Annotated in this window: 18 protein-coding genes; 11 read left to right on the forward strand and 7 right to left on the reverse strand. The window is 68.8% G+C overall.

What is annotated here, in order from left to right:
- Positions 1–8: 8 nt before the first annotated feature.
- Positions 9–2,948 carry an MMPL/RND family transporter gene (locus H7I41_RS03755; protein WP_264011226.1) on the forward strand — a complete coding sequence of 980 codons (2,940 nt, stop codon included), beginning with the start codon at positions 9–11 and terminating at the stop codon, positions 2,946–2,948.
- Here H7I41_RS03755 and H7I41_RS03760 read toward each other — a convergent pair whose 3' ends face one another.
- From H7I41_RS03760 to H7I41_RS03770, 3 genes are all read right to left on the reverse strand, one after another.
- A complete protein-coding gene (locus H7I41_RS03760; protein WP_264011227.1) occupies positions 2,949–3,497 on the reverse strand; it encodes a hypothetical protein in 549 nt (182 codons plus the stop codon).
- 98 nt (positions 3,498–3,595) lie between these two features.
- On the reverse strand, positions 3,596–4,078 hold the full coding sequence (locus H7I41_RS03765) for a hypothetical protein (protein WP_264011228.1): 483 nt from the start codon (positions 4,076–4,078) through the stop codon (positions 3,596–3,598).
- 14 nt (positions 4,079–4,092) lie between these two features.
- Positions 4,093–4,572, reverse strand: a complete 480-nt coding sequence (locus H7I41_RS03770) for a hypothetical protein (RefSeq protein ID WP_276008246.1) — start codon at positions 4,570–4,572, stop codon at positions 4,093–4,095.
- A 43-nt stretch (positions 4,573–4,615) separates the two neighbouring features.
- On the opposite strand from H7I41_RS03770, the gene H7I41_RS03775 reads away from it, so the two are divergent.
- Complete coding sequence (locus H7I41_RS03775; RefSeq protein WP_264011229.1) at positions 4,616–5,278, forward strand: phosphatase PAP2 family protein; 663 nt, start codon at positions 4,616–4,618, stop codon at positions 5,276–5,278.
- Here H7I41_RS03775 and H7I41_RS03780 read toward each other — a convergent pair.
- A complete protein-coding gene (locus tag H7I41_RS03780) occupies positions 5,232–6,722 on the reverse strand; it encodes a bifunctional phosphatase PAP2/diacylglycerol kinase family protein (protein WP_264011230.1) in 1,491 nt (496 codons plus the stop codon). The genes H7I41_RS03775 and H7I41_RS03780 overlap by 47 nt on opposite strands.
- Before the next feature lie 59 nt (positions 6,723–6,781).
- Here H7I41_RS03780 and H7I41_RS03785 point away from each other — a divergent pair, with 59 nt between their 5' ends.
- Genes H7I41_RS03785 through H7I41_RS03795 form a run of 3 tightly spaced genes read left to right on the forward strand, consistent with a single transcriptional unit; the run spans position 6,782 to position 8,897 of the window.
- A complete protein-coding gene (locus tag H7I41_RS03785) occupies positions 6,782–7,387 on the forward strand; it encodes a winged helix-turn-helix domain-containing protein (RefSeq protein ID WP_264011231.1) in 606 nt (201 codons plus the stop codon).
- Positions 7,377–8,192 (forward strand): SRPBCC family protein, encoded by an 816-nt coding sequence (locus H7I41_RS03790; RefSeq protein ID WP_264011232.1) that lies wholly within the window; start codon positions 7,377–7,379, stop codon positions 8,190–8,192. The genes H7I41_RS03785 and H7I41_RS03790 overlap by 11 nt, the downstream gene beginning before the upstream one ends.
- Before the next feature lie 51 nt (positions 8,193–8,243).
- Complete coding sequence (locus H7I41_RS03795; RefSeq protein ID WP_264011233.1) at positions 8,244–8,897, forward strand: L,D-transpeptidase family protein; 654 nt, start codon at positions 8,244–8,246, stop codon at positions 8,895–8,897.
- Positions 8,898–8,915: 18 nt separating this feature from the next.
- Here the strand turns inward: H7I41_RS03795 and H7I41_RS03800 are convergent, their stop codons facing one another.
- Together H7I41_RS03800 and H7I41_RS03805 are read right to left on the reverse strand one after the other, a co-directional pair.
- Positions 8,916–9,374 carry a nuclear transport factor 2 family protein gene (locus H7I41_RS03800; protein ID WP_264011234.1) on the reverse strand — a complete coding sequence of 153 codons (459 nt, stop codon included), beginning with the start codon at positions 9,372–9,374 and terminating at the stop codon, positions 8,916–8,918.
- A complete protein-coding gene (locus H7I41_RS03805) occupies positions 9,367–10,890 on the reverse strand; it encodes an FAD-dependent oxidoreductase (protein WP_264011235.1) in 1,524 nt (507 codons plus the stop codon). The genes H7I41_RS03800 and H7I41_RS03805 overlap by 8 nt, the downstream gene beginning before the upstream one ends.
- A gap of 206 nt (positions 10,891–11,096) precedes the next feature.
- Here H7I41_RS03805 and H7I41_RS03810 point away from each other — a divergent pair, with 206 nt between their 5' ends.
- Positions 11,097–12,953: an Hsp70 family protein gene (locus H7I41_RS03810; protein WP_264011236.1), complete on the forward strand. Its 1,857-nt coding sequence runs from the start codon at positions 11,097–11,099 to the stop codon at positions 12,951–12,953.
- Positions 12,954–12,986: 33 nt separating this feature from the next.
- On the opposite strand, the gene H7I41_RS03815 is transcribed toward H7I41_RS03810, so the two are convergent.
- On the reverse strand, positions 12,987–13,601 hold the full coding sequence (locus tag H7I41_RS03815) for a VOC family protein (RefSeq protein WP_264011237.1): 615 nt from the start codon (positions 13,599–13,601) through the stop codon (positions 12,987–12,989).
- 149 nt (positions 13,602–13,750) lie between these two features.
- On the opposite strand from H7I41_RS03815, the gene H7I41_RS03820 reads away from it, so the two are divergent.
- The 5 genes from H7I41_RS03820 to H7I41_RS03840 all read left to right on the forward strand — a co-directional run bounded on the left by H7I41_RS03820 (position 13,751) and on the right by H7I41_RS03840 (position 18,527).
- On the forward strand, positions 13,751–14,581 hold the full coding sequence (locus H7I41_RS03820; protein WP_264011238.1) for a glycoside hydrolase family 26 protein: 831 nt from the start codon (positions 13,751–13,753) through the stop codon (positions 14,579–14,581).
- Positions 14,578–15,813 (forward strand): GAF domain-containing SpoIIE family protein phosphatase, encoded by a 1,236-nt coding sequence (locus tag H7I41_RS03825; protein ID WP_264011239.1) that lies wholly within the window; start codon positions 14,578–14,580, stop codon positions 15,811–15,813. The genes H7I41_RS03820 and H7I41_RS03825 overlap by 4 nt, the downstream gene beginning before the upstream one ends.
- Before the next feature lie 71 nt (positions 15,814–15,884).
- On the forward strand, positions 15,885–17,789 hold the full coding sequence (locus H7I41_RS03830; protein WP_264011274.1) for a glycosyltransferase: 1,905 nt from the start codon (positions 15,885–15,887) through the stop codon (positions 17,787–17,789).
- Positions 17,786–18,127 (forward strand): STAS domain-containing protein, encoded by a 342-nt coding sequence (locus H7I41_RS03835; RefSeq protein ID WP_264011240.1) that lies wholly within the window; start codon positions 17,786–17,788, stop codon positions 18,125–18,127. The genes H7I41_RS03830 and H7I41_RS03835 overlap by 4 nt, the downstream gene beginning before the upstream one ends.
- On the forward strand, positions 18,114–18,527 hold the full coding sequence (locus tag H7I41_RS03840) for an ATP-binding protein (protein ID WP_264011241.1): 414 nt from the start codon (positions 18,114–18,116) through the stop codon (positions 18,525–18,527). The genes H7I41_RS03835 and H7I41_RS03840 overlap by 14 nt, the downstream gene beginning before the upstream one ends.
- The last annotated feature ends 144 nt before the right edge of the window (positions 18,528–18,671 follow it).

Raw genomic sequence — 18,671 nt, forward strand, 5'->3', positions numbered from 1 at the left:
GAGGGCAGATGAGCAACCCCGCCGGGTGGCAGGCGCAAGCCGGCGCCGACGACACCCCGACCGACGCCATCCCGCCCGCACGGCACGCAGCGCGACCCCGGGTGGCGAGGTTCATCCGCACCTTCGCCGTCCCGATCGTGCTGGCCTGGGTTGTCATCGTCGGCCTGCTCAACACCGTGGTGCCCCAGCTCGAAGAGGTGGGCAAGCTGCGCGCGGTGTCGATGAGCCCCAACGACGCTCCGGCGCTGGTCGCGACCAAGCGCGTCGGCGAGGTGTTCGATGAGTACGACACCAACAGCAACGTGATGATCGTCCTCGAGGGCGACGATCCGCTGGGCGCGGACGCGCACATCTTCTACGACGAGATGATCCGCCAGTTGCGTGCCGACACCACCCACGTCCAGCACGTCCAGGACTTCTGGGGCGACACGCTGACCGCGGCGGGCGCGCAGAGTGTCGACGGCAAGGCCGCATACGTGCAGGTGTACATCGCAGGCGATCAGGGCGAGGCGCTGGCCAACGAGTCGGTGGAGGCGGTGCGCGCCATCGTCGCCGGCGTGCAGCCGCCGCCCGGCGTGCAGGCCTACGTGACGGGTCCGGCGGCCACCACCACGGATCAGAACGCCGTCGGCGACGCCAGCATGAAGACCATCGAGGCGCTGACCTTCGCCGTCATCATCGTGATGCTGCTGCTGGTCTACCGGTCGGTGGTCACCATGCTCGTCACGATGGTGATGGTGGTCATCGGCCTGCTGTCGGCCCGGGGCATCGTCGCCTTCCTCGGCTACCACGACGTCTTCGGGTTGACCACCTTCTCGACCAACATGGTGGTGACGCTGGCCATCGCCGCCGCCACCGACTACGCGATCTTCCTGATCGGCCGCTACCAGGAGGCGCGGCGGTCCGGCGAGGACCGGGAATCGGCGTACTACACCATGTTCCACGGCACGGCGCACGTCGTGCTGGCGTCTGGGCTGACGATCGCCGGAGCGACGCTCTGCCTGCACTTCACCCGGCTGCCCTACTTCCAGACCATGGGCATCCCGCTGTCCATCGGCATGGCGATCGTCGTCGCCGCGGCGCTGACCCTCGGGCCGGCACTGATCTCGATCACGAGCCGGTTCGGTCGCGTGCTGGAGCCGAGGCGGTGGGGACGTTCGCGCGGATGGCGCAGGGTCGGCGCCGCCACCGTGCGGTGGCCCGGTGCGGTGCTGGTGATGGCCGTCGTGCTGGCGCTGGTCGGACTGCTGACCCTGCCCGGCTACCACACCACCTACAACGACCGGATCTTCCAGCCCGACGACGTGCCCGCCAACATCGGTTACGCGGCGGCCAACCGGCACTTCTCCGAAGCGAAGATGAATCCCGAACTGGTGATGGTCGAGGCCGACCACGACCTGCGCAACCCCGCAGACTTCCTGGTGATCGACAAGATCGCCAAGGCGATGGTCCGCGTGCACGGCATCGCGCAGGTGCAGACGATCACCCGCCCGGACGGCAAGCCGGTGGAGCATGCGTCGCTGGCCTACACCATGAGCCAAAGCGGCACAGGGCAACTCATGAACAACGACTATCAGCAGCGGGTGTTGGAGAACACCTTGAAGCAGGCCGACGAGATGCAGGTGACCATCGACTCCATGGAGAAGATGCAGTCCATCACGCTGCAGATGGCCGACGTCACCCGGCGGATGGCCGACAAGTTCAACAACACCTCCCTGACCGTCGCCGAGGTGCGCGACCACCTGGCCGACTTCGACGACTTCTTCCGCCCGATCCGCAACTACTTCTATTGGGAACCGCACTGTTTCGACATCCCGATCTGCTGGTCGCTGCGGTCGATCTTCGACAGCCTCGACGGCATCGGCGCGCTCTCCGACGACTTCCAGGAGCTGGTGCCCGACATCGAGCAGCTCGCTGATCTGACACCGCAACTGGCGGCGCTGATGCCGGCGATGATCCAGACGATGAAGAACCAGAAGCAGATGATGCTCAACCAGTATCAGGCGCAGAAGGCGCAGCAGGACCAGAACATGGCCACCCAGGAGGACGCCACCGCGATGGGCAAGGCGTTCGACGCCGCTCAGAACGACGAGAACTTCTACCTGCCGCCGGAGGCGTTCGAGACGGCGGACTTCCAGCGCGGCATCAAGCTGTTCCTCTCGCCCGACGGCCACGCCGTCCGGTTCACCGTCTTCCATCAAGGCGATCCGCTGACCGAGGAGGGCACGTCGCACATCGAGCCACTGCGCGTCGCGGCGGCGGACGCGATCAAGGGCACCCCGCTGGAGGGCTCGACGGTCTACATCGGTGGCAGCGCAGCGATGTTCAAGGACATGCAGCAGGGCGCCGACTACGACCTGCTGATCGCCGCCATCGCGGCGCTGATCCTGATCTTCCTGATCATGGTGGTGCTCACCAGGGCCGTCGCCGCGGCAGCGGTGATCGTCGGCACCGTGGTGCTCAGCCTCGGCGCCTCGTTCGGCCTGTCAGTGTTGTTGTGGCAGCACCTGATCGGGATACCGCTGCACTGGATGGTGCTGCCCATGTCGGTCATCGTGCTGCTGGCGGTCGGCGCGGACTACAACCTGCTGCTGGTGTCCCGGATGAGGGAGGAGATCCACGCCGGACTGAGCACCGGCATCATCCGGTCGATGGCCGGGACGGGCTCGGTGGTGACCGCCGCGGGACTGGTGTTCGCCTTCACGATGATGTCCATGGCGAGCAGCGAGCTGATCGTCATCGGTCAGGTCGGCACCACCATCGGCCTCGGGTTGCTCTTCGACACCCTGGTGGTGCGGTCGCTGATGACACCGTCGCTTGCGGCGCTGCTCGGGCGCTGGTTCTGGTGGCCGCAGAACGTCCGCAGGCGGCCGGTCCCGCAACGCTGGCCGAGCCCGCGGCAGGTCGACGCGTCCGCAAGGGATGTGCCCGAAAACGCCCTGCCGTGATCAGGGCAGCAGCCGCTGCAGCACTCCCTTGGAGACCTCCTCGGGCCGGTACTGCTCCGCTGCGTAAGAGCCGATCGCGAGGATGCCGCCGGTGAGTGCGGGTACCGCCCACTGCAGGATCTTCAGCTGCTTCTGTGCCGCGGCGACGTCGGGCGGGGTGGCGGCGGCGGGCGTGGTGCCGTCGGCGGCCGGTACCGCGCGGTGCTCGGAGACCTTCTTGCCGAGCACCCTGCTGTAGCCCGTGACGCCGAGCGCCGCGGCGGTCAGGGCGATCTTCGTGGCGGCCATGGAGGGTACGCCCTGCTGGGCCCGCATCCGGCCGAGGTCGTGCTTGAGCAGGCCGACGGCGCCGGCGAGATGGACGCCGATCGCGGCCGCATTGACCGGGGTCCAGCGGTCCCAGCCGGCATTGGCGACGGCGCCGACGCGGGACGGGTCACCGCCGGCCGAGGCGGCGGCATTGAGAGCGACGGCGTTGGCGAGGGTGCCGCCGAACCAGGCCGCCAGGCCGAGATCGTGAAGTTGGTGCGAGAGCGTGGCGCGGGCCATGTGAACTCCTGGAGACGTCGAGGGGGCGAAGTGCCCGCCTCATACCCCGGGCCCTGCGCGCCAAACGACGACCCCGCCGCCGTCCGCAGCGGTGCGTCTCAGGGGTGGTAGGGCACACCGACCGCCCGGAACACCCACTCCGGCGGCACGTCGAAGGCCAGCGTCCGCGCGGGGAGGCGCTCCAGCACCTCGCCGGGGATGTCCTGCTTGTAGTACAGCGACAGGCTGCCCTCGCAGCGGGGGTCGACGGTCGCGATGTCGACGTCGAGTTTCAGGCCCGAATCCGAGATCTCGGCGGTCACGGCGCCGGTCTGCGGCGCCGACCACGGCTGGTCGATGGTGCGGCCCGCCAGCTTGGGCACCGTCGAGAGCGTCGCCAGCACCCGTTCGTCGGTCAGGGCGAGCGAGCCGGTGTAGCTGGCGACGCTGCCGGTGGCTCGCGCGCCGGGTATCGACCCGGTGAAACGCCGCGTCACCGGCACGTATTCGGCGAGCAGGAGCACCCCCTCGGACTCGACCTGGGCACGGAGCTCACCTGGCAGTTTTCCGATGCGGAGCAGCTTGCGGACGAATACGGCCATCTCTGCACGGTAGCTCAGCCGCGGGGAATGCCGAGAGCGCTGTAGACGAACTTGGGTGGCACATCGAAACCGATGGTTCTGGTGGGGATTCGGGTGAGCACGTCGGCGGGCAGCGCGGTCTTGTAGGTCAGCGAGAACTGGCCGGAGAACTCGGGGTGGACGACGGCGAGGTCGGGGATGTCGAGAAGCAGGCCCGCTTCGGACACGGTGCCCGCGACCATGCCCCTCTGCACGGCGGTCCACGGCTGGTCCACAGACCGCCCGGCCTTGCCCGGGATGGCCGACAGCGTCGCGAGGACGCGTTGGTTGGTCAGCACGAGTGCGCCGCCGTAGCCGCGCACCAGCCCGACCGACCGCCGGCCCGGCACCTGACCGGTGAACCGCACCACCGCGCCGAGGAATTCCGCGCAGAATATGACGCCCTCGGCCTCGACCTGCGTGCGCATGTCGTCGGGAAGTTTGCCGATGCGGAACAACTTGCGTAGCAGCGCCATGATCAAAAGGTAGCTGAGCGTGCCGCGTGATACAGCTGTTGGGATGAACAGACGCACGCTGCTCATCGGTTCGGCCCTGGTGGCCGTCGCCGGTTATGCGGCGTTGTGGCTGGGCTTCACGCAGGGTCGGCCCTGGCAGGACGCCATGGATTCGGCCGCGCTCGACCCGCTGTACAGGTTCGGCGCGGCACACCCCGCCTGGGTGACCGGCTGGGACGTGTACTGCACGGTGGTCAATCCGGTGGTGATCCGGATCCTGTCGGTGTTCGTGATCGTGTGGGCATTCGTGCGGCGGCGCCATCGCCTCGCCGTGTTCCTGGTGTTCTCCGTCGTGTTGAGCGGCCTCGTCACCGAGCTGGCGAAGGCCGCGGCCGACCGCCCGCGGCCGTCGGGCGCCTTGGTCGCCGCGCACTCCACGTCGTTCCCCTCCGGGCATGCGCTCGGGCTGATGGCCATCGTGCTCGCGGTGCTCACCGTCGTCTGGCCCTCGGTGCGGCCGCGGCTGCGCATACCGCTGGCGGTGCTCGGCGGCCTGATCGTGCTGACCATCGGCGCCGCTCGCGTGGTGCTCAACGTCCACCACCCGTCCGACGTGCTCGCCGGGTGGGCCCTCGGGTACGCCTGGTTCGTGCTGTGCCTGCTGCTGGTGCCGCCGCGGGTCAGGGCAGCGGACGGAACACCTGCAGCGCGCGGTAGCGAACGCTGAAACTCGCCTCGTCGTAGACGGTTCCGATTTCGCCGTCGCGCGCCAGCTCCGTCGGCCCGTCCACCGCGGTGAAGCTGAACTCGGGCACCCGCATCTCGTGGTAGAGCGGGCTGCGGGTGAGCCGGCCGAGCATCAGCGCCGCCAGGATCCGCAACCGGCTGAAGGGCCGGCCGGTCTCCAGGATCCGCACGTCCATCAGGCCGTCGTCCATCTTGTGCCGGCGGGCGGGGGCGAAGCCCGACGGCAGGTATGTCGAGTTGCCCAGGAAGAACAGCGATGTCTGCAGTGTGTGGTTGTCGTACTCGATGCGCACGGGCACGCCCCGGCGCAGCGTGTAGAACATCGCGTAGACGCCGGCGAGCGGTTTGCCGATGCGGTGCTCCAGCTTCTCCCGGGTCTGGACGAACATCGGGTACGCCCCGATGCTGGCCGTGTTGATCACGATGTCCTTGTCGTTCAAGCACACCAGGTCGACACACGAGACGGTGCCTCGCTGGATGGTGTCGATCGTCTTGGCCACGGTGTCGCAGCCGATGTCCCTGGCGAAGTGGTTGAAGGTCCCGCCGGGGAACACCGCGAGCGGCATCCCGAGTTCGACGGCGATCTCGGCCGCGCATGACACCGTCCCGTCACCGCCGCCGACGGCCAGCACCTCGGCGCTCTCGGCGGCCGACCGCAGCACCGTCTTCAGGTCCTCGTCACCGCTGAGTTCGACGATCTTGGCCTGGGGGAGTGCGTCGCGGACCTCGTCGACCACCCGGGCTCCCGTCCCGCTGCCGGACGCCGGGTTGATCACCAGCACCACGCCGGCGCCGTCGGGACGGGGATCGGTGTGCACGCGCAGCGGTGCGGCCGTCGGCATCTTGGTCGGGACCGCGGTCGGCACGATGCGCCCGCCGAGGACGGCGAGGCCGGCCCCGAGGCCCAGTCCGGCCAGCACGTCGCCCGGATAGTGCGCTCCGACCGCGATGCGTGACATGCCGACGAGGCCGGCGAGCAGCGCGAGTCCCAATCCGACCGGTGGGCTCTCCAGACCGACACCGACCGCGAAGGCCGCCGCGCTGGCGGAGTGACCCGAGGGCAGCGAGTTCGACGTCGGGAACCGCCGGGACCGCCGGGCCAGCGGCACCACGATGTAGTTGGGGCGAGCCCGCTTCCAGATCTTCTTCGCGCCCTGGTTGGTCACCAGGCTGGTCACGCCGAGCGTGAGCAAGCCGCGGGCGGCGCCGCGTTTCGCCGAAGCGCTGCCGAACGCCCCGATGGCGGCGGCGAGCGCGAACCACAGCTTCGAATGGTCCGCCGCCCGCGTCAGCCGCGGCATCACGGCATCGAGCAGCGGGCTGGGGGATTCGGCGATGGCCTCGAAGACCTCGCGGTCGAGTGTCCCCAGGCCACGGCCGATCTGGCGGAGGCCTTCGCGGCGGCGGCGGAGCGGCAGTTCCATGGCTTCAACGTAGCCGCTGCCCTTGACAACAAAACCTGTCAAGGGGAAGGCTGGCGGACATGTTGGACGTCGAGGTGATCGCGGACCCGGCCGCGGCCGTCAGCGCGCTCGACCCGATCCGCAGCCGGCTGCTCGCGGAGCTCACCGAACCCGCCTCCGCGGCGACGCTGGCCACCCGGGTGGGCATCACCCGGCAGAAGGTCAACTACCACCTCAAGGCGCTGCAGGAGCACCGGTTGGTCACCTCCGCGGGCGAACGCCGCTGGGGTGGGCTGACCGAACGCCTGATGATCGCCACCGCCTCGTCCTACGTGGTCTCGCCCGGCGCCCTCGGCCCCGTCGCCGCGGACCCCGACCGTGCGGCCGACCGGCTCTCCGCCGGATACCTGATCGCCGTCGCCGCACGCACCGTCCGTGAAGTCGGCGACCTGTGGCGGTCCGCCCGTGCCGCGGACAAGCGCCTGGCGACACTGACGGTCGACACCGCGATCCGGTTCCGCTCGCCCGCAGACCGGGCGGCGTTCACCGAGGAGGTGTCCGCCGCCGTCGCCACCCTGGTGGCGCGCTACCACGACGAGACCGACCCACGCGGCCGCACCCACCGGGTGCTGCTCACCGCCTATCCCGCACCGAAAGAGGAAAACTCCCGTGCCCGTGAGAAGTGATGATTCCGGCCGCCGCTGGGTCGAGATGGAACTGCTCGTCCCCGGCACCCCCGAACAGGTGTGGGAGGCCATCGCGACCGGCCCCGGCAACAGCGCCTGGTTCACGCCCACCACCATCGAGGAGAAGCAGGGCGGGGACATCGAATTCGACTTCGGTGGCGGCCTCACCCAGCACGGGACCGTGACCGGCTGGGAACCGCCGTACCGCTTCGCCTACGAGGAGCGCGACTGGAGTTCGACCGTTTCGCCCGGCCCGCTGGCCACCGAGATCACGGTGACCGCCCGCTCGGGTGACCGCTGCGTGATCCGGATGGTGCACAGCCTCTTCACCGAGAAGGACGACTGGGACGACGAACTGGAGACCTTCGAGCAGGGCTGGCCCGGATTCTTCGAGGTGCTCCGCCGCTACCTGCAGCACTTTGCCGGAGCGCCCGGCGCAGCGGTGCACGCGATGGTGCCGTTCACCGGCGACATCCGTCCGGCCTACCGGCGGCTCACCGACGCGCTCGGCCTGTCGGCCACCGATGTCGGCGATCGCTGCCAGACCACCGGCGCGGCACCGACATTGGCCGGTGTGGTCGATCTCGTCCACCAGGATACGGCGCTGCGCGACGTGATCGTCCGGCTGGAGCAGCCCGCGGCGGGCCTCGCCGTGTTCGGCGGCTTCACCGCCGGTGACCACGGCCGGATGATGATCACGATCTACTTCTACGGTGCCGGGGCCGCCGACGCGGCCGCGGCCGAACAGCCGAAGTGGTCGGCCTGGCTGGCGGATCTGTTCGCCGACCAGGCGGTTGCGACCTGATCGTGTCCGAACGTTGACAGGACCGAGAGCGGCGGCGTCGACGATGGGTGTGTGCGCCGGTTGTCGATACTGCTCTGTGCGGCGGCCGTGCTCTCGGTCTTCCCGGCGGCGCCCGCAGCAGCGGCGGCGCCGTGGTTCGCCCGCTCGGTCGGGGCCGCCACCCAGGTGATATCGGTTGTCGGCGTTGGTGGTTCGAAGGCGAAGATGGACGTCTACGAGCGCACCGCCGCGGGCTGGCAGCCGGTGGGTGCCGGAATCCCGGCGTTCATCGGCGCCAACGGAATGGCTCCGCAGACCCACGACGGACAGATGAAGACGCCGATGGGGGTGTTCACCCTGGACTTCGCCTTCGGCACCGAACCGAATCCGGGCGGTGGGCTGAAGTACGTCCAGGTCGGACCGGATCACTGGTGGGACGGCGACATGAAGAGCCCCACCTACAACACGATGCAGGTGTGCAAGAAGGACCGCTGCCCGTTCAACACCTCGTTGGCCAGTGGCACCGAGAATCTTCAGATCCCGCAGTACGCACACGCCGTGGTGATGGGCGTCAACAAGGCCCGCGTGCCCGGCAACGGCGGCGCGTTCTTCCTGCACAGCACCGACGGCGGGCCCACCGCGGGCTGCGTCGCCATCGACGACGCGACGCTGGTGCGGATCATGCGCTGGCTGCGCCCCGGCGCGCTGATCGCCATCGCCCAGTAGGGCACCGGCGACCGCTGTCTACAGGTGCAGTGCGCGGCCCTTCTTGAGCTTGAAGTCGAGGTTCTCCAGCGACATGCTCGCGTCATAGGTGCGGTCGTAGCCGGTGGCGCTGATCTTCCAGCCGTCGGGCGTGCGCCGGTAGCGGTCGCGGTAGAACGCCGCCCCGATGAGCATGAAGTTGAAGTCGGCCGCGATCACCCGGTCCTGTAGATACCAGGTGCCCGACGCCTCGTCGCCGTCGACCGTGATCTCCGGGTGGCTGACGCGGTGCTCGGTGACGATCTCCGGCCCCAGCGACGTGCGCATGAACTCGACAAGACCGTCGCGGTCGGTGAAACGGTGCTCCTCGCCGAGGGATTCGCCGTAATCACCGGCGACGTCCTCGGTGAGAGTGCCGGCGAACGTTTCCCAGTCCTTGGTGTCCAGCGCCCGCAGATAGCGGTACTTGACCTGCTTGATGTCGTCGATGTCACCCATGGGCTGACTGTACGGATGCAGTCAGCCCCCTGGTCGCAGGACCCTCCAACAGCGTGCCGTCCGGCGCGAACCGCGACCCGTGCAGCGGGCACTCCCACGCCTCGTCGGCGTCGTTCCAGTTGACGATGCCGCCCAGGTGCGGGCACACCGGCGACACCCGGTGCTCCACCCCGTTCACCCGGCACCTGGCTTCCAGGTCCCACGGCGGTCCGCTCACCACTCCGCCGGATTCCGGCGAGCGGTCCCCCATCCGGGTGACCGGCGTGATCCAGCCCTTGGCCAGGTTGAACCCGACCTCGAGGTTGGCCTGCAACGCCTTCGGGATCCCGGACAGCTCGTGCGGACTCCAACTGGCGAAGGCATCCGCCCAGTCCATCCGGCCACCGAGAATGCGTCCGGACAGCGCGAGTGCCGCGGCGACCCCGTTGGTCATCCCCCATTTGTCGAAACCCGTTGCCACGAAGATCTTGTCGTCGCCGGGCAGGATCGGCCCGACGTAGGGCAATTCGTCGGCGGGTGTGTAGTCCTGTGCCGACCAGTAGTGGGTCTGCATGGCGCCCGGGTAGTGCTGCTTGGCCCAGGAGTCGAGTTCCTGCACCGACGACGACGGGCTCTTCTCGCGGCCGACGGGATGGCCGGCCCCACCGACGATCAGGCGGTCGCCGTCAGGGGTGGGTGCGTAGCGCACCGACCGGGTGGGCGAGTCCACCGAGAGGTACATCCCACGGGGGAGGGTGCCGGGCACCTTGTAGGCCATGCAGTAGGACCGCTGCGGCTTGAGCCGGGCGAAGAATCCGCCGCGGTCGAGGATCGGGATGCCGGTCGCCAGCACACACTGCTTGGTGTGCACGTCGAATTCCTCACCCGCCGATGTGCGCACGCTCAGCGCGAGGCCGTCACCGTGCCCGGACACCCGCTGCACCCGCGTGCTCTGCACCAGCCGGCCGCCGCGTTCGTCGAGTTCGACCACAAGGCTGTCCAGGTACGGCATCGGATCGAACTGAGCCTGATTGGCAAGGCGCACACCGCCGTTGAACTCGAACGGCACGTCGGCGTCGTCGACCCAGTCCGCGGCCAGCCCGGCGGCCTGACAGGCCTCGAGTTCCTGACGCGCGGAACTGACGCCCTTCTCGGTCTGGGCGTAGGTGTAGGCGTCCTCGCGCTGCACCGAGATGCCGCGCGCCTCGCAGTATCCGAGCAGCCATTCCTGCCCCTCGCGATTGCCCTGGGCGTACATCTTCGCGATCTTCGGCCCGTGCTTGCCGACGATCTTCGACATCTTGCTGCCCTGCAGCACGCTGATCTTCGCGGTGGTGTTCCCGGTGGCCCCCGCGCCGACGGTGAACGCCTCGAGCACCAGGACGTTGCGGCCGGCGCGCGCCAGCAGTACGGCCGTGGTGAGGCCGGTGATGCCAGCACCGACCACCACGACGTCGGCGTTGCGGTCGAAGTCGGAGGACACCGACGAGGGGTGTGCTGCCTGTTGCACGCGGTCGGCGAGCCAGAGTGACGTCATGGACGTGAGATACCCAGCGGCGCTGCGGCCAAACGCGCCCGTCCCGGCCGCAGATCGGTTGCCGCACGCGCGTCAATTACCGGTGACACGGCGAGTAGAGGGTTGCTGGGGACGTCAAAACCGTGCTGGCCGAACGCGGTTGGCGCAGCTCAGCGCGGAGTGTCTGACGGCCGACCCTGATCCGGGGCGCTAGGGTGTGGGGCGTTATGAGCGACCCCCTGGGGTTGTCGATCGGCACCACCAACCTGGTTGCGGCGCGAGTCGGCGACCGACCCGTGACGCGCCGTTCGGTGCTGACCCTGTTCGGCGACCGCACACCGCAGGTCGGCTCAGCACTCGAGCACGGGGTGGCCGGACCGGGCGTGGTGCTCAGCGGCTTCGTCGAGCGGGTCGGTGATCCGGTGCCGCTGGTGGCTGCCGACGGCTCGTCCTACAAGGCCGAGGCCCTGCTCGTCGAGGCGCTCGACGCGATGGTGGACGTCGCCGGAGCGACCGGATCGCCGGAACTCTCGATCGCCGTCCCCGCGCACTGGGGCGCCTCCACGCTGTGGGCCCTGCGCAGCGCGCTGCGCACCAACCCGCGGTTCGCGCCCGGCGGCACACCGGTGCGGCTGGTGCCCGACGCCGTGGCGTCGCTGTCCGCGCTGAACGCCGAGCCGGGATTGCCGTCGCAGGGCGTGGTCGTACTGCTCGACTTCGGTGGCAGCGGCACGAGCATCACCCTGGCCGATGCGGGCGCGTTGTTGGAGCCGATCGACGAGACCACCCGGATCGCCGACTTCTCCGGCGACCAGCTGGACCAGGCGTTGCTCACCCACGTGCTCGACGGCGTGGCGGCCGCGGGGGGCACGGACCCGGCCGGCACGGCGGCCGTCGGGTCGCTGAGCCGGTTGCGGGACGAGTGCCGGGCGGCCAAGGAGCGGCTGTCGGCGGTCACCATGACCGAGCTGCCGGTCGAGCTGCCCGGTTACGGCTCGACGGTGCGGGTCACCCGCGCCGAACTCGACGGCATGGCCGACCTCCCGCTGACCGGCGTGCTCACTGCCCTCGACAATGCACTGGCGCGCAACAGGATCGGATGGGCGAACGTCTCCGCACTGGTCACCATCGGTGGTGGCGCGAGCATCCCGCTGATCACTCAGCGTCTCTCTGAGTACTCGCGGGCGCCGGTGGTCACCACGCCGCAGCCGGCCCTCGACGCCGCGGTGGGCGCCGCACTGTTCGCCGCCTACGGACCGACATCGGATGCGCAGACCGGCGTGGCGCCGACGGTCGTCGTCCCGCCGGTGGTCGAGGAGGCCGCGGCGGATGCGCCCGGCTCGGCGACGTTCCGGGCACTCGCCTGGTCGCAGGACGACGACGGCGCCGGCGAACCCGTGCCGTACAGCGGGGGCGACGCCTACGACAGCCCCTACTCCAGTGGCTTCGACACTGGGTTCGAGAGCGGCGCGACCGGAGCGCGACCGCCGGTGCAGTACGTGCCCGGCACCGGACCGATCGAACAGCGCCGGCCGTGGCTCGGTCTGCCGCAGATCGTGATCGGCCTCGCGGCGGTGGTGGCACTGGTCGCAGTCGGCGGCGTGGCCTACGGGCTGACCAGCTCCAGCAGCACGACACCGAGCACGCAGGTGGAGACGACGCGGGTGCCGGCCAGTGCGCCACCGCCGCCCCCGAGCGAGCCTCCGCCGCCGCCGGCGCTCACGGTGGTCAGCGAACCTCCGCCGCCACCCCCGCCACCCACGACGCAGCCACCCGCGCCGCCTCCCCCTCCTCCGCCGCCGACCACGCAGCCCGTCACGACGACCACCACCACCACCACCACGACGACCACCACAACGACGACCCCGACGACGACGACGCCGACCACCACCACGACACCGCCGACCACCACCACGACGACACGGACCACCACGACGAACCCGATGACGACGACCTACGTCACGGTGCCGTTCGTCCCGGTTCCGATCCCGATCCAGGTGCCGGCTCAACCCCAGAACCCGTATCAGCCCCAGAACCCGTACGCGCCGCAGAACCCCTACCAGCAGTCGCCGTACGGTCCCTGAGGCGCCGCTCGCCGCAGCGGCTCGAGAACCCCGTCAGCAGCGAAGGATCTCGTTGCCTTCAGGATCCGTGTGCGGCAGGTCCGCGTCGTGCTTCGCGAGAACGAGGTGTACCCGGTTGCGCACCCGCTTGGGCGTGTCGACGCGAATGAACTCCACCCAGAAGCGCCCGTCCTGCCGCAGCGACGCGTACTGCGGATGGGACCGCGTGACGGGCAGCCCGGTGAGTTCGGCCCAGAACTGGGCTTGCGCACGGGGGTCGAGCGCATCGAACACGACCGCGGCGACAGGGCCGATGCCGCGGTACTCGTCACGCGGTTCCAGCACGCAGAACTCGTTGCCGCCGGGGTCCGCCAGCACCACCCAGGGCACGTCATCTGTCTGGCCGACGTCGACGGGCCGCGCGCCGAGGTCGCGGGCGCTGCGAACCAGGTCGTCCGGATGCTCGGCGGACGTGGTGGCCAGATCGAGGTGCAACCGGTTCTTCACCTGCTTCGGTTCGTCCGTGGCGGCGAACCGAAGCGCGGCATCCTCGCCGAGCGCGACCGACGTGCCGTCGACCACCGGTAGGCCGAGCAGGGCTGACCAGAACCGCACCAGCTGCGAGGGATCGGCCGACTCCACCAGGACGTGGTGAATGGGGTGTGGCATGGGCGCAACGCTAGTGGCCGGCGCCGACATCACTGTGCTCGAACCACTTCGATCGTTCCGGCCCTTTCAACGGCCGCCGGTGCCTATGGTTGAATCGGGGCAATTTGCTGGACGGCGGGAGGCGAATGGCCGGCGGGTTGCGTTTCGGGGTGAGCACGCAGGGAGGGCCGCTGGCCGCGCAGGAGCTCGCGGAGGTGGCTGACGCGGTGGGCAGAACCCCTGAATTCGTGCTCTGGTACGAGGATTTTGCCTCCCCGCCCCCGGTGGCGAAGGTGAATGCCGTGATCGGTCGCATAGCCGAACCCGTCATCACCTGGGAGCCCCGACTGTGGCACCGCGAATCCGCGGAGCCTGACGGAGCCATTCTCCCCAAGATCAATTCCGGTTGCTACGACGATTACCTCCGACGGTGGGCCGACGAACTCACCGGATCGCGGGTTCTTCTCAGATTCGCCCACGAATTCAACGGCACCTGGTATCCGTGGTCTCCCGGGGCCGGAATCTCCGCCGAGGAGTTCGTCTCGGCGTGGCGGCACGTCCACCACCTCTTCCAGGAGTCCGGCGCCACCGGTGTCCGTTGGGTGTGGGCGCCGGACGCCGGACCGATCTGCAGTGAGCCGCTCACGGCCTGGTATCCGGGCGACGAGTACGTCGACGTGCTCGGTATCGACGGCTACAACTGGGGCACCACCCTGCCCGGGAGCCGGTGGACCGCACCCACGGAGATCTTCGGCGACGGGCTGGCCGAGCTGCGCCGGCTCTGTGACGCCAAGCCCATCCTGGTCACCGAGGTCGGGTGCACCGAGGCGGGCGGCGACAAGGCCGAGTGGATCGGCGAGCTGGTGCGCATGATGGCCGGCGAGCCGCAGGTGATCGGCTTCATCTGGTTCCACCACGACAAGGAAACCGATTGGCGACTGACCAGCACCACGGCTGCGGCCGCGGCGATGGGCGCATCGCTGAGTGAGGCGGCGGCGTGAACACCGAGACGTTGAGCCAGCGGTACGCGCTGCCGCCGGAGGTGGAGAACGAGAGGGTGCGCTCCCTCGAGCAACTGCACATCCTCGACACGCCGCAGGAGGACCGGTTCGCCCGCATCACCAGGATGGCGCGCTGTGTGTTCGGCGTGCCGATGGCATCGGTGAACCTGATCGATCGCGACCGCCAGTGGTTCAAGCAGGCCGACGGCCTCTCGCTGGGCCCCCAGACGACGCGGCGCAATTCGGTGTGCCAGGCCACCATCGCCCGCACATACCAGCACCCGGAGGAGCCGGCGTTGATCCTCGAGGACGCCGCCGACACCGAGTTCGCGTGCGTGCCGGGCGTCGGGGGTGACGGCATCAGGTTCTACGCGGGCTATCCGCTCTACGGGCCCGGCGGTCACCCGGTGGGCACCTTCTGCATCTTCGACAACCAGCCCCGGGCACTGGCGGACTCCGAACTGCAGGCCTTCAAAGAGCTCGCCGCGTGGGCACAGCGCGAGCTGGAGAGCTCCGACGACCTCGAGCGGGCTTCGGCCGTCCAGCGGCAACTGCTTCCCCGGCCGCTGGGCGACCTGCCGGGCTACTCGGTCTGCGCGATGTGTCTTCCGGCCTACGCAGTGGGTGGTGACTTCTACGACCACTACCGCGTGCAAGGTGGCGCCATCTTCACCGTCGCGGACGTGATGGGCAAGGGACTGGGTGCGGCCATCCTCGCGGCCAGTGTGCGTTCGTCCCTGCGGGCCGCCTCCCGCGCTGTCGACCGGCTCACCGCGACCGACGTCGACGTCGCCGACACGGTGAATTCCATTGCGGCGCAACTGAGTGAGGATCTGGCGAGCACCGACACGTTCGTCACCCTGTTCCACGCCAAGCTCGACATCAACAGCGGGCGGGTGGAGTTCGTCGACGCGGGCCACGGCTTCGCGGCGGTGATCCGCGAGGACTCCCGGGTGGAACCCCTCAACAGCGAGGACCTCCCCGTCGGTGTGCTCGCCGGGTACACCTGGACACGCGGCGAGGTGACGCTGCAACCCGGTGACACCCTCGTCATCGCCTCCGACGGCGTCCTCGACCTGGTCGGCGACGGCATCGACGTCCGGCCCGCGCTGAAATTGGTGTCTCAATACCGCGACCCCGCCGAACTGTGCGACTTCGCCCGGAGCCTGCATGCCCGGACTCCTCCGCTGGACGACGTCACGCTGGTGGCCGTGCGACGCGAGCCGTCGTGAGGCATCAGCTGCCCCAGGTCGCCGCCGGGAAGTATCCATCGCCGTGGCTGCGCGGTCTGATCCTGGTGACGATGCTCCTCGGCGTCAACTACATCGTGTGGCGATGGCTGGCGTCGGTGAACTGGGCGGCGTGGTGGATCGCCGTTCCGTTGGTGGTCGCAGAGACATACAGCGTGATCGATTCTCAACTCTTCGGGCTGACGATGTGGCGGACGCTCCGCCGCAACCCACCCGGACCGCCGCCGGAAGGCGCCACCGTCGACGTCTTCATCACCACCTACAACGAACCGATCGAGATGGTGATGGCGACCGCCACAGCGGCGCAGGACATCCGGTACCCGCACAGTACGTGGATCCTCGACGACGGTGACCGTTCCGAACTGGCTGCCGCCGCCGCCGAACAGGGCGTCGGCTACATCACCCGGTCCGCGCACTGGACCAAGGACAAGCCGCGCCACGCCAAAGCGGGCAATCTGAACAACGCACTCTTCGAGACCGACGGCGAGTTCATCCTGATGCTCGACGCCGATCAGGTGCCCGCCCCGGAGATCCTGGACAACACGCTCGGCTATTTCCGGGATCCCTACATGGCGTTGGTGCAGACCCCGCAGTTCTTCCACAACGTGCCGATGAGCGACCCGCTGGGCAGCCAGGCGCCGTTGTTCTACGGTCCGATCCAGCAGGGTAAGGACGGCTGGAACGCCGCGTACTTCTGCGGCTCGAACGCCGTGCTGCGCCGGGAAGCGTTGATGCAACTCGGCATCCGCGGCTATGTGCGGGCGATCGAGGAGGGCATCAAGCGCACCCTCTACACCGCCGACAAGATCCTCAAACAGACCGCCGGGCAGATCGGGTCAGACGAACGCGATGCTCAGGCCGCGCTCGATGCGGTCCGCGATGCCGTGCGTGACGCCCGCCGAGAACTGCGCGACAAGCGGCCTCTCGCCGACATCACGTATACGTTCCAGCAGCGTGTCGACGCCGCGGCACGCACCCTGGTCGATTCGGACATCACGGCGATGCGGGCGGATCTGGAGATGATCGCCGCGATGAGCGCAGACCTGGAGGACCCGGCGGCCGATCTCGTCTTCGACGACGAGGCGCTCGCCACGCTGGCGGACCGCGAGTGGTCGCCGCTGGGTGCGATCGAGTCGATCCGCGCCTTGATCCGGTCGGTCGACGTGGACCGTGACGACGAGGCGCAACCGGTGCTACCGATGGCGACGATCTCGGTGACCGAGGACATGGCGACGTGCATGCGTATGCACTCCATGGGTTGGCGAACGGCCTACCACCACGAGAAGCTCTGTGAAGGGCTGGCACCCGAGGATGCCGGCACCATGCTCACGCAGCGGCTGCGGTGGGCGCAGGGCACGATCCAGGTGATGCTGCGGGAGAACCCGTTCGTGCAGAAGGGCCTCAGTCTGGGCCAGAAGCTCATGTACTGGTCGACCATGTACAGCTACCTCGCCGGATTCGCCGCGCTGGCCTACATCGCGGCTCCGGCCGTCTACCTGATCTTGGGCATCATGCCGGTGCAGGCCTACAGCTGGGATTTCTTCGGCCGGCTCATCCCCTTCCTGCTCCTCAACCAGCTGATGTTCATCGTCATCAGCCGCGGTACCCCGACGTGGCGAGGGCAGCAGTACAGCCTGGCGTTGTTCCCGGTCTGGATCAAGGCGTGTATCACGGCGTTTCGCAACGTCTATTTCGGACGCCCGCTCGGGTTCGCAGTGACGCCGAAGACCCGACAGGCCGTGAACGCCACGCCGTGGCACCTGGTGACCTGGCAGCTGGCGGCCATGGCGATGCTGGTCGTCGCTTCGGTGATCGGGATAGTCCGGCTGTACTTCGGCGCCATCTCCGTCCTCGGCGTCGGCGTGAACCTCTTCTGGGTGCTGTTCGACCTGTTGATTCTCAGCGTCGTGATCCAGGCGGTTCGCTACCGCGGATATCGATCGGAAGGAGCGTTATGACCCAATATCCCACGCGTACGACAGCGTCCGACACCACGGTGATCAGGCCGGAGGGACGCCTCAACATGGTCGCGGCCCCCGGTCTGCGCAAGCAGCTGCACGGCCTGGTCGAGGCGGGCAGCACCAAACTGGTGGTGGATCTCAGCGGGACCGAGTTCATCGACTCGTCCGGGTTGGGTGCCCTGATCTCCGGTCTGAAGGCCGCACGTCAGGCCGGTGGAGATCTGCGCATCGCGGCGCCCACCCGGCAGGTGGTCACGGTACTGGAACTGACGAACCTCAATCGAGTTCTGCGCGTTCACGATTCGGTAGACGGTGCATTCGATGGCCCAACCTGACACGCCGTACGTGCTGAACACCACCACCGGGCCGGAGACGCTGAACGCCATCCAGCAGACCCTCGACCACGTCTGGTCCGCGCACGACATCCCTGAAATGGTGCGTATGTACATGGATCTCGCTGTCGGTGAGATCGGGGCGAACATCATCGAACACTCCGGCGGAGGCAAGCCCGTCCACCTCCGAATGGAGGTCCGGGTGCTTCCCGAGTCGATCCAGGCGATCTTCACCGACGACGGCAGACCCTCTCCGATCGACCTGTCGGAGGCCGAGATGCCCGACGGGTTCTCGGAGCGAGGCCGCGGCCTGGCGATCGCCCACCGGGTGCTCGACGAATTGTCCTACCGCCGCGACTCCGACGGCAATCACTGGACGTTGGTGCGTAGCCGCGCGGAGTAGCCCCGGCCATGACGGCGCGTTGACGCCTGCGACGATTTATGGCGAAAGCGGCGCCGGCACGGCTGCGGGGGTTTACCTTGGGTGCACGGGCGGCCGCGTGCCGCCTGGAACTCTTGTCCGTCGGGGGATGTGGCTTCGAGGCGG

It is taken from the genome of [Mycobacterium] manitobense (genome assembly GCF_025821665.1).
Classification (GTDB): domain Bacteria; phylum Actinomycetota; class Actinomycetes; order Mycobacteriales; family Mycobacteriaceae; genus Mycobacterium; species Mycobacterium arseniciresistens.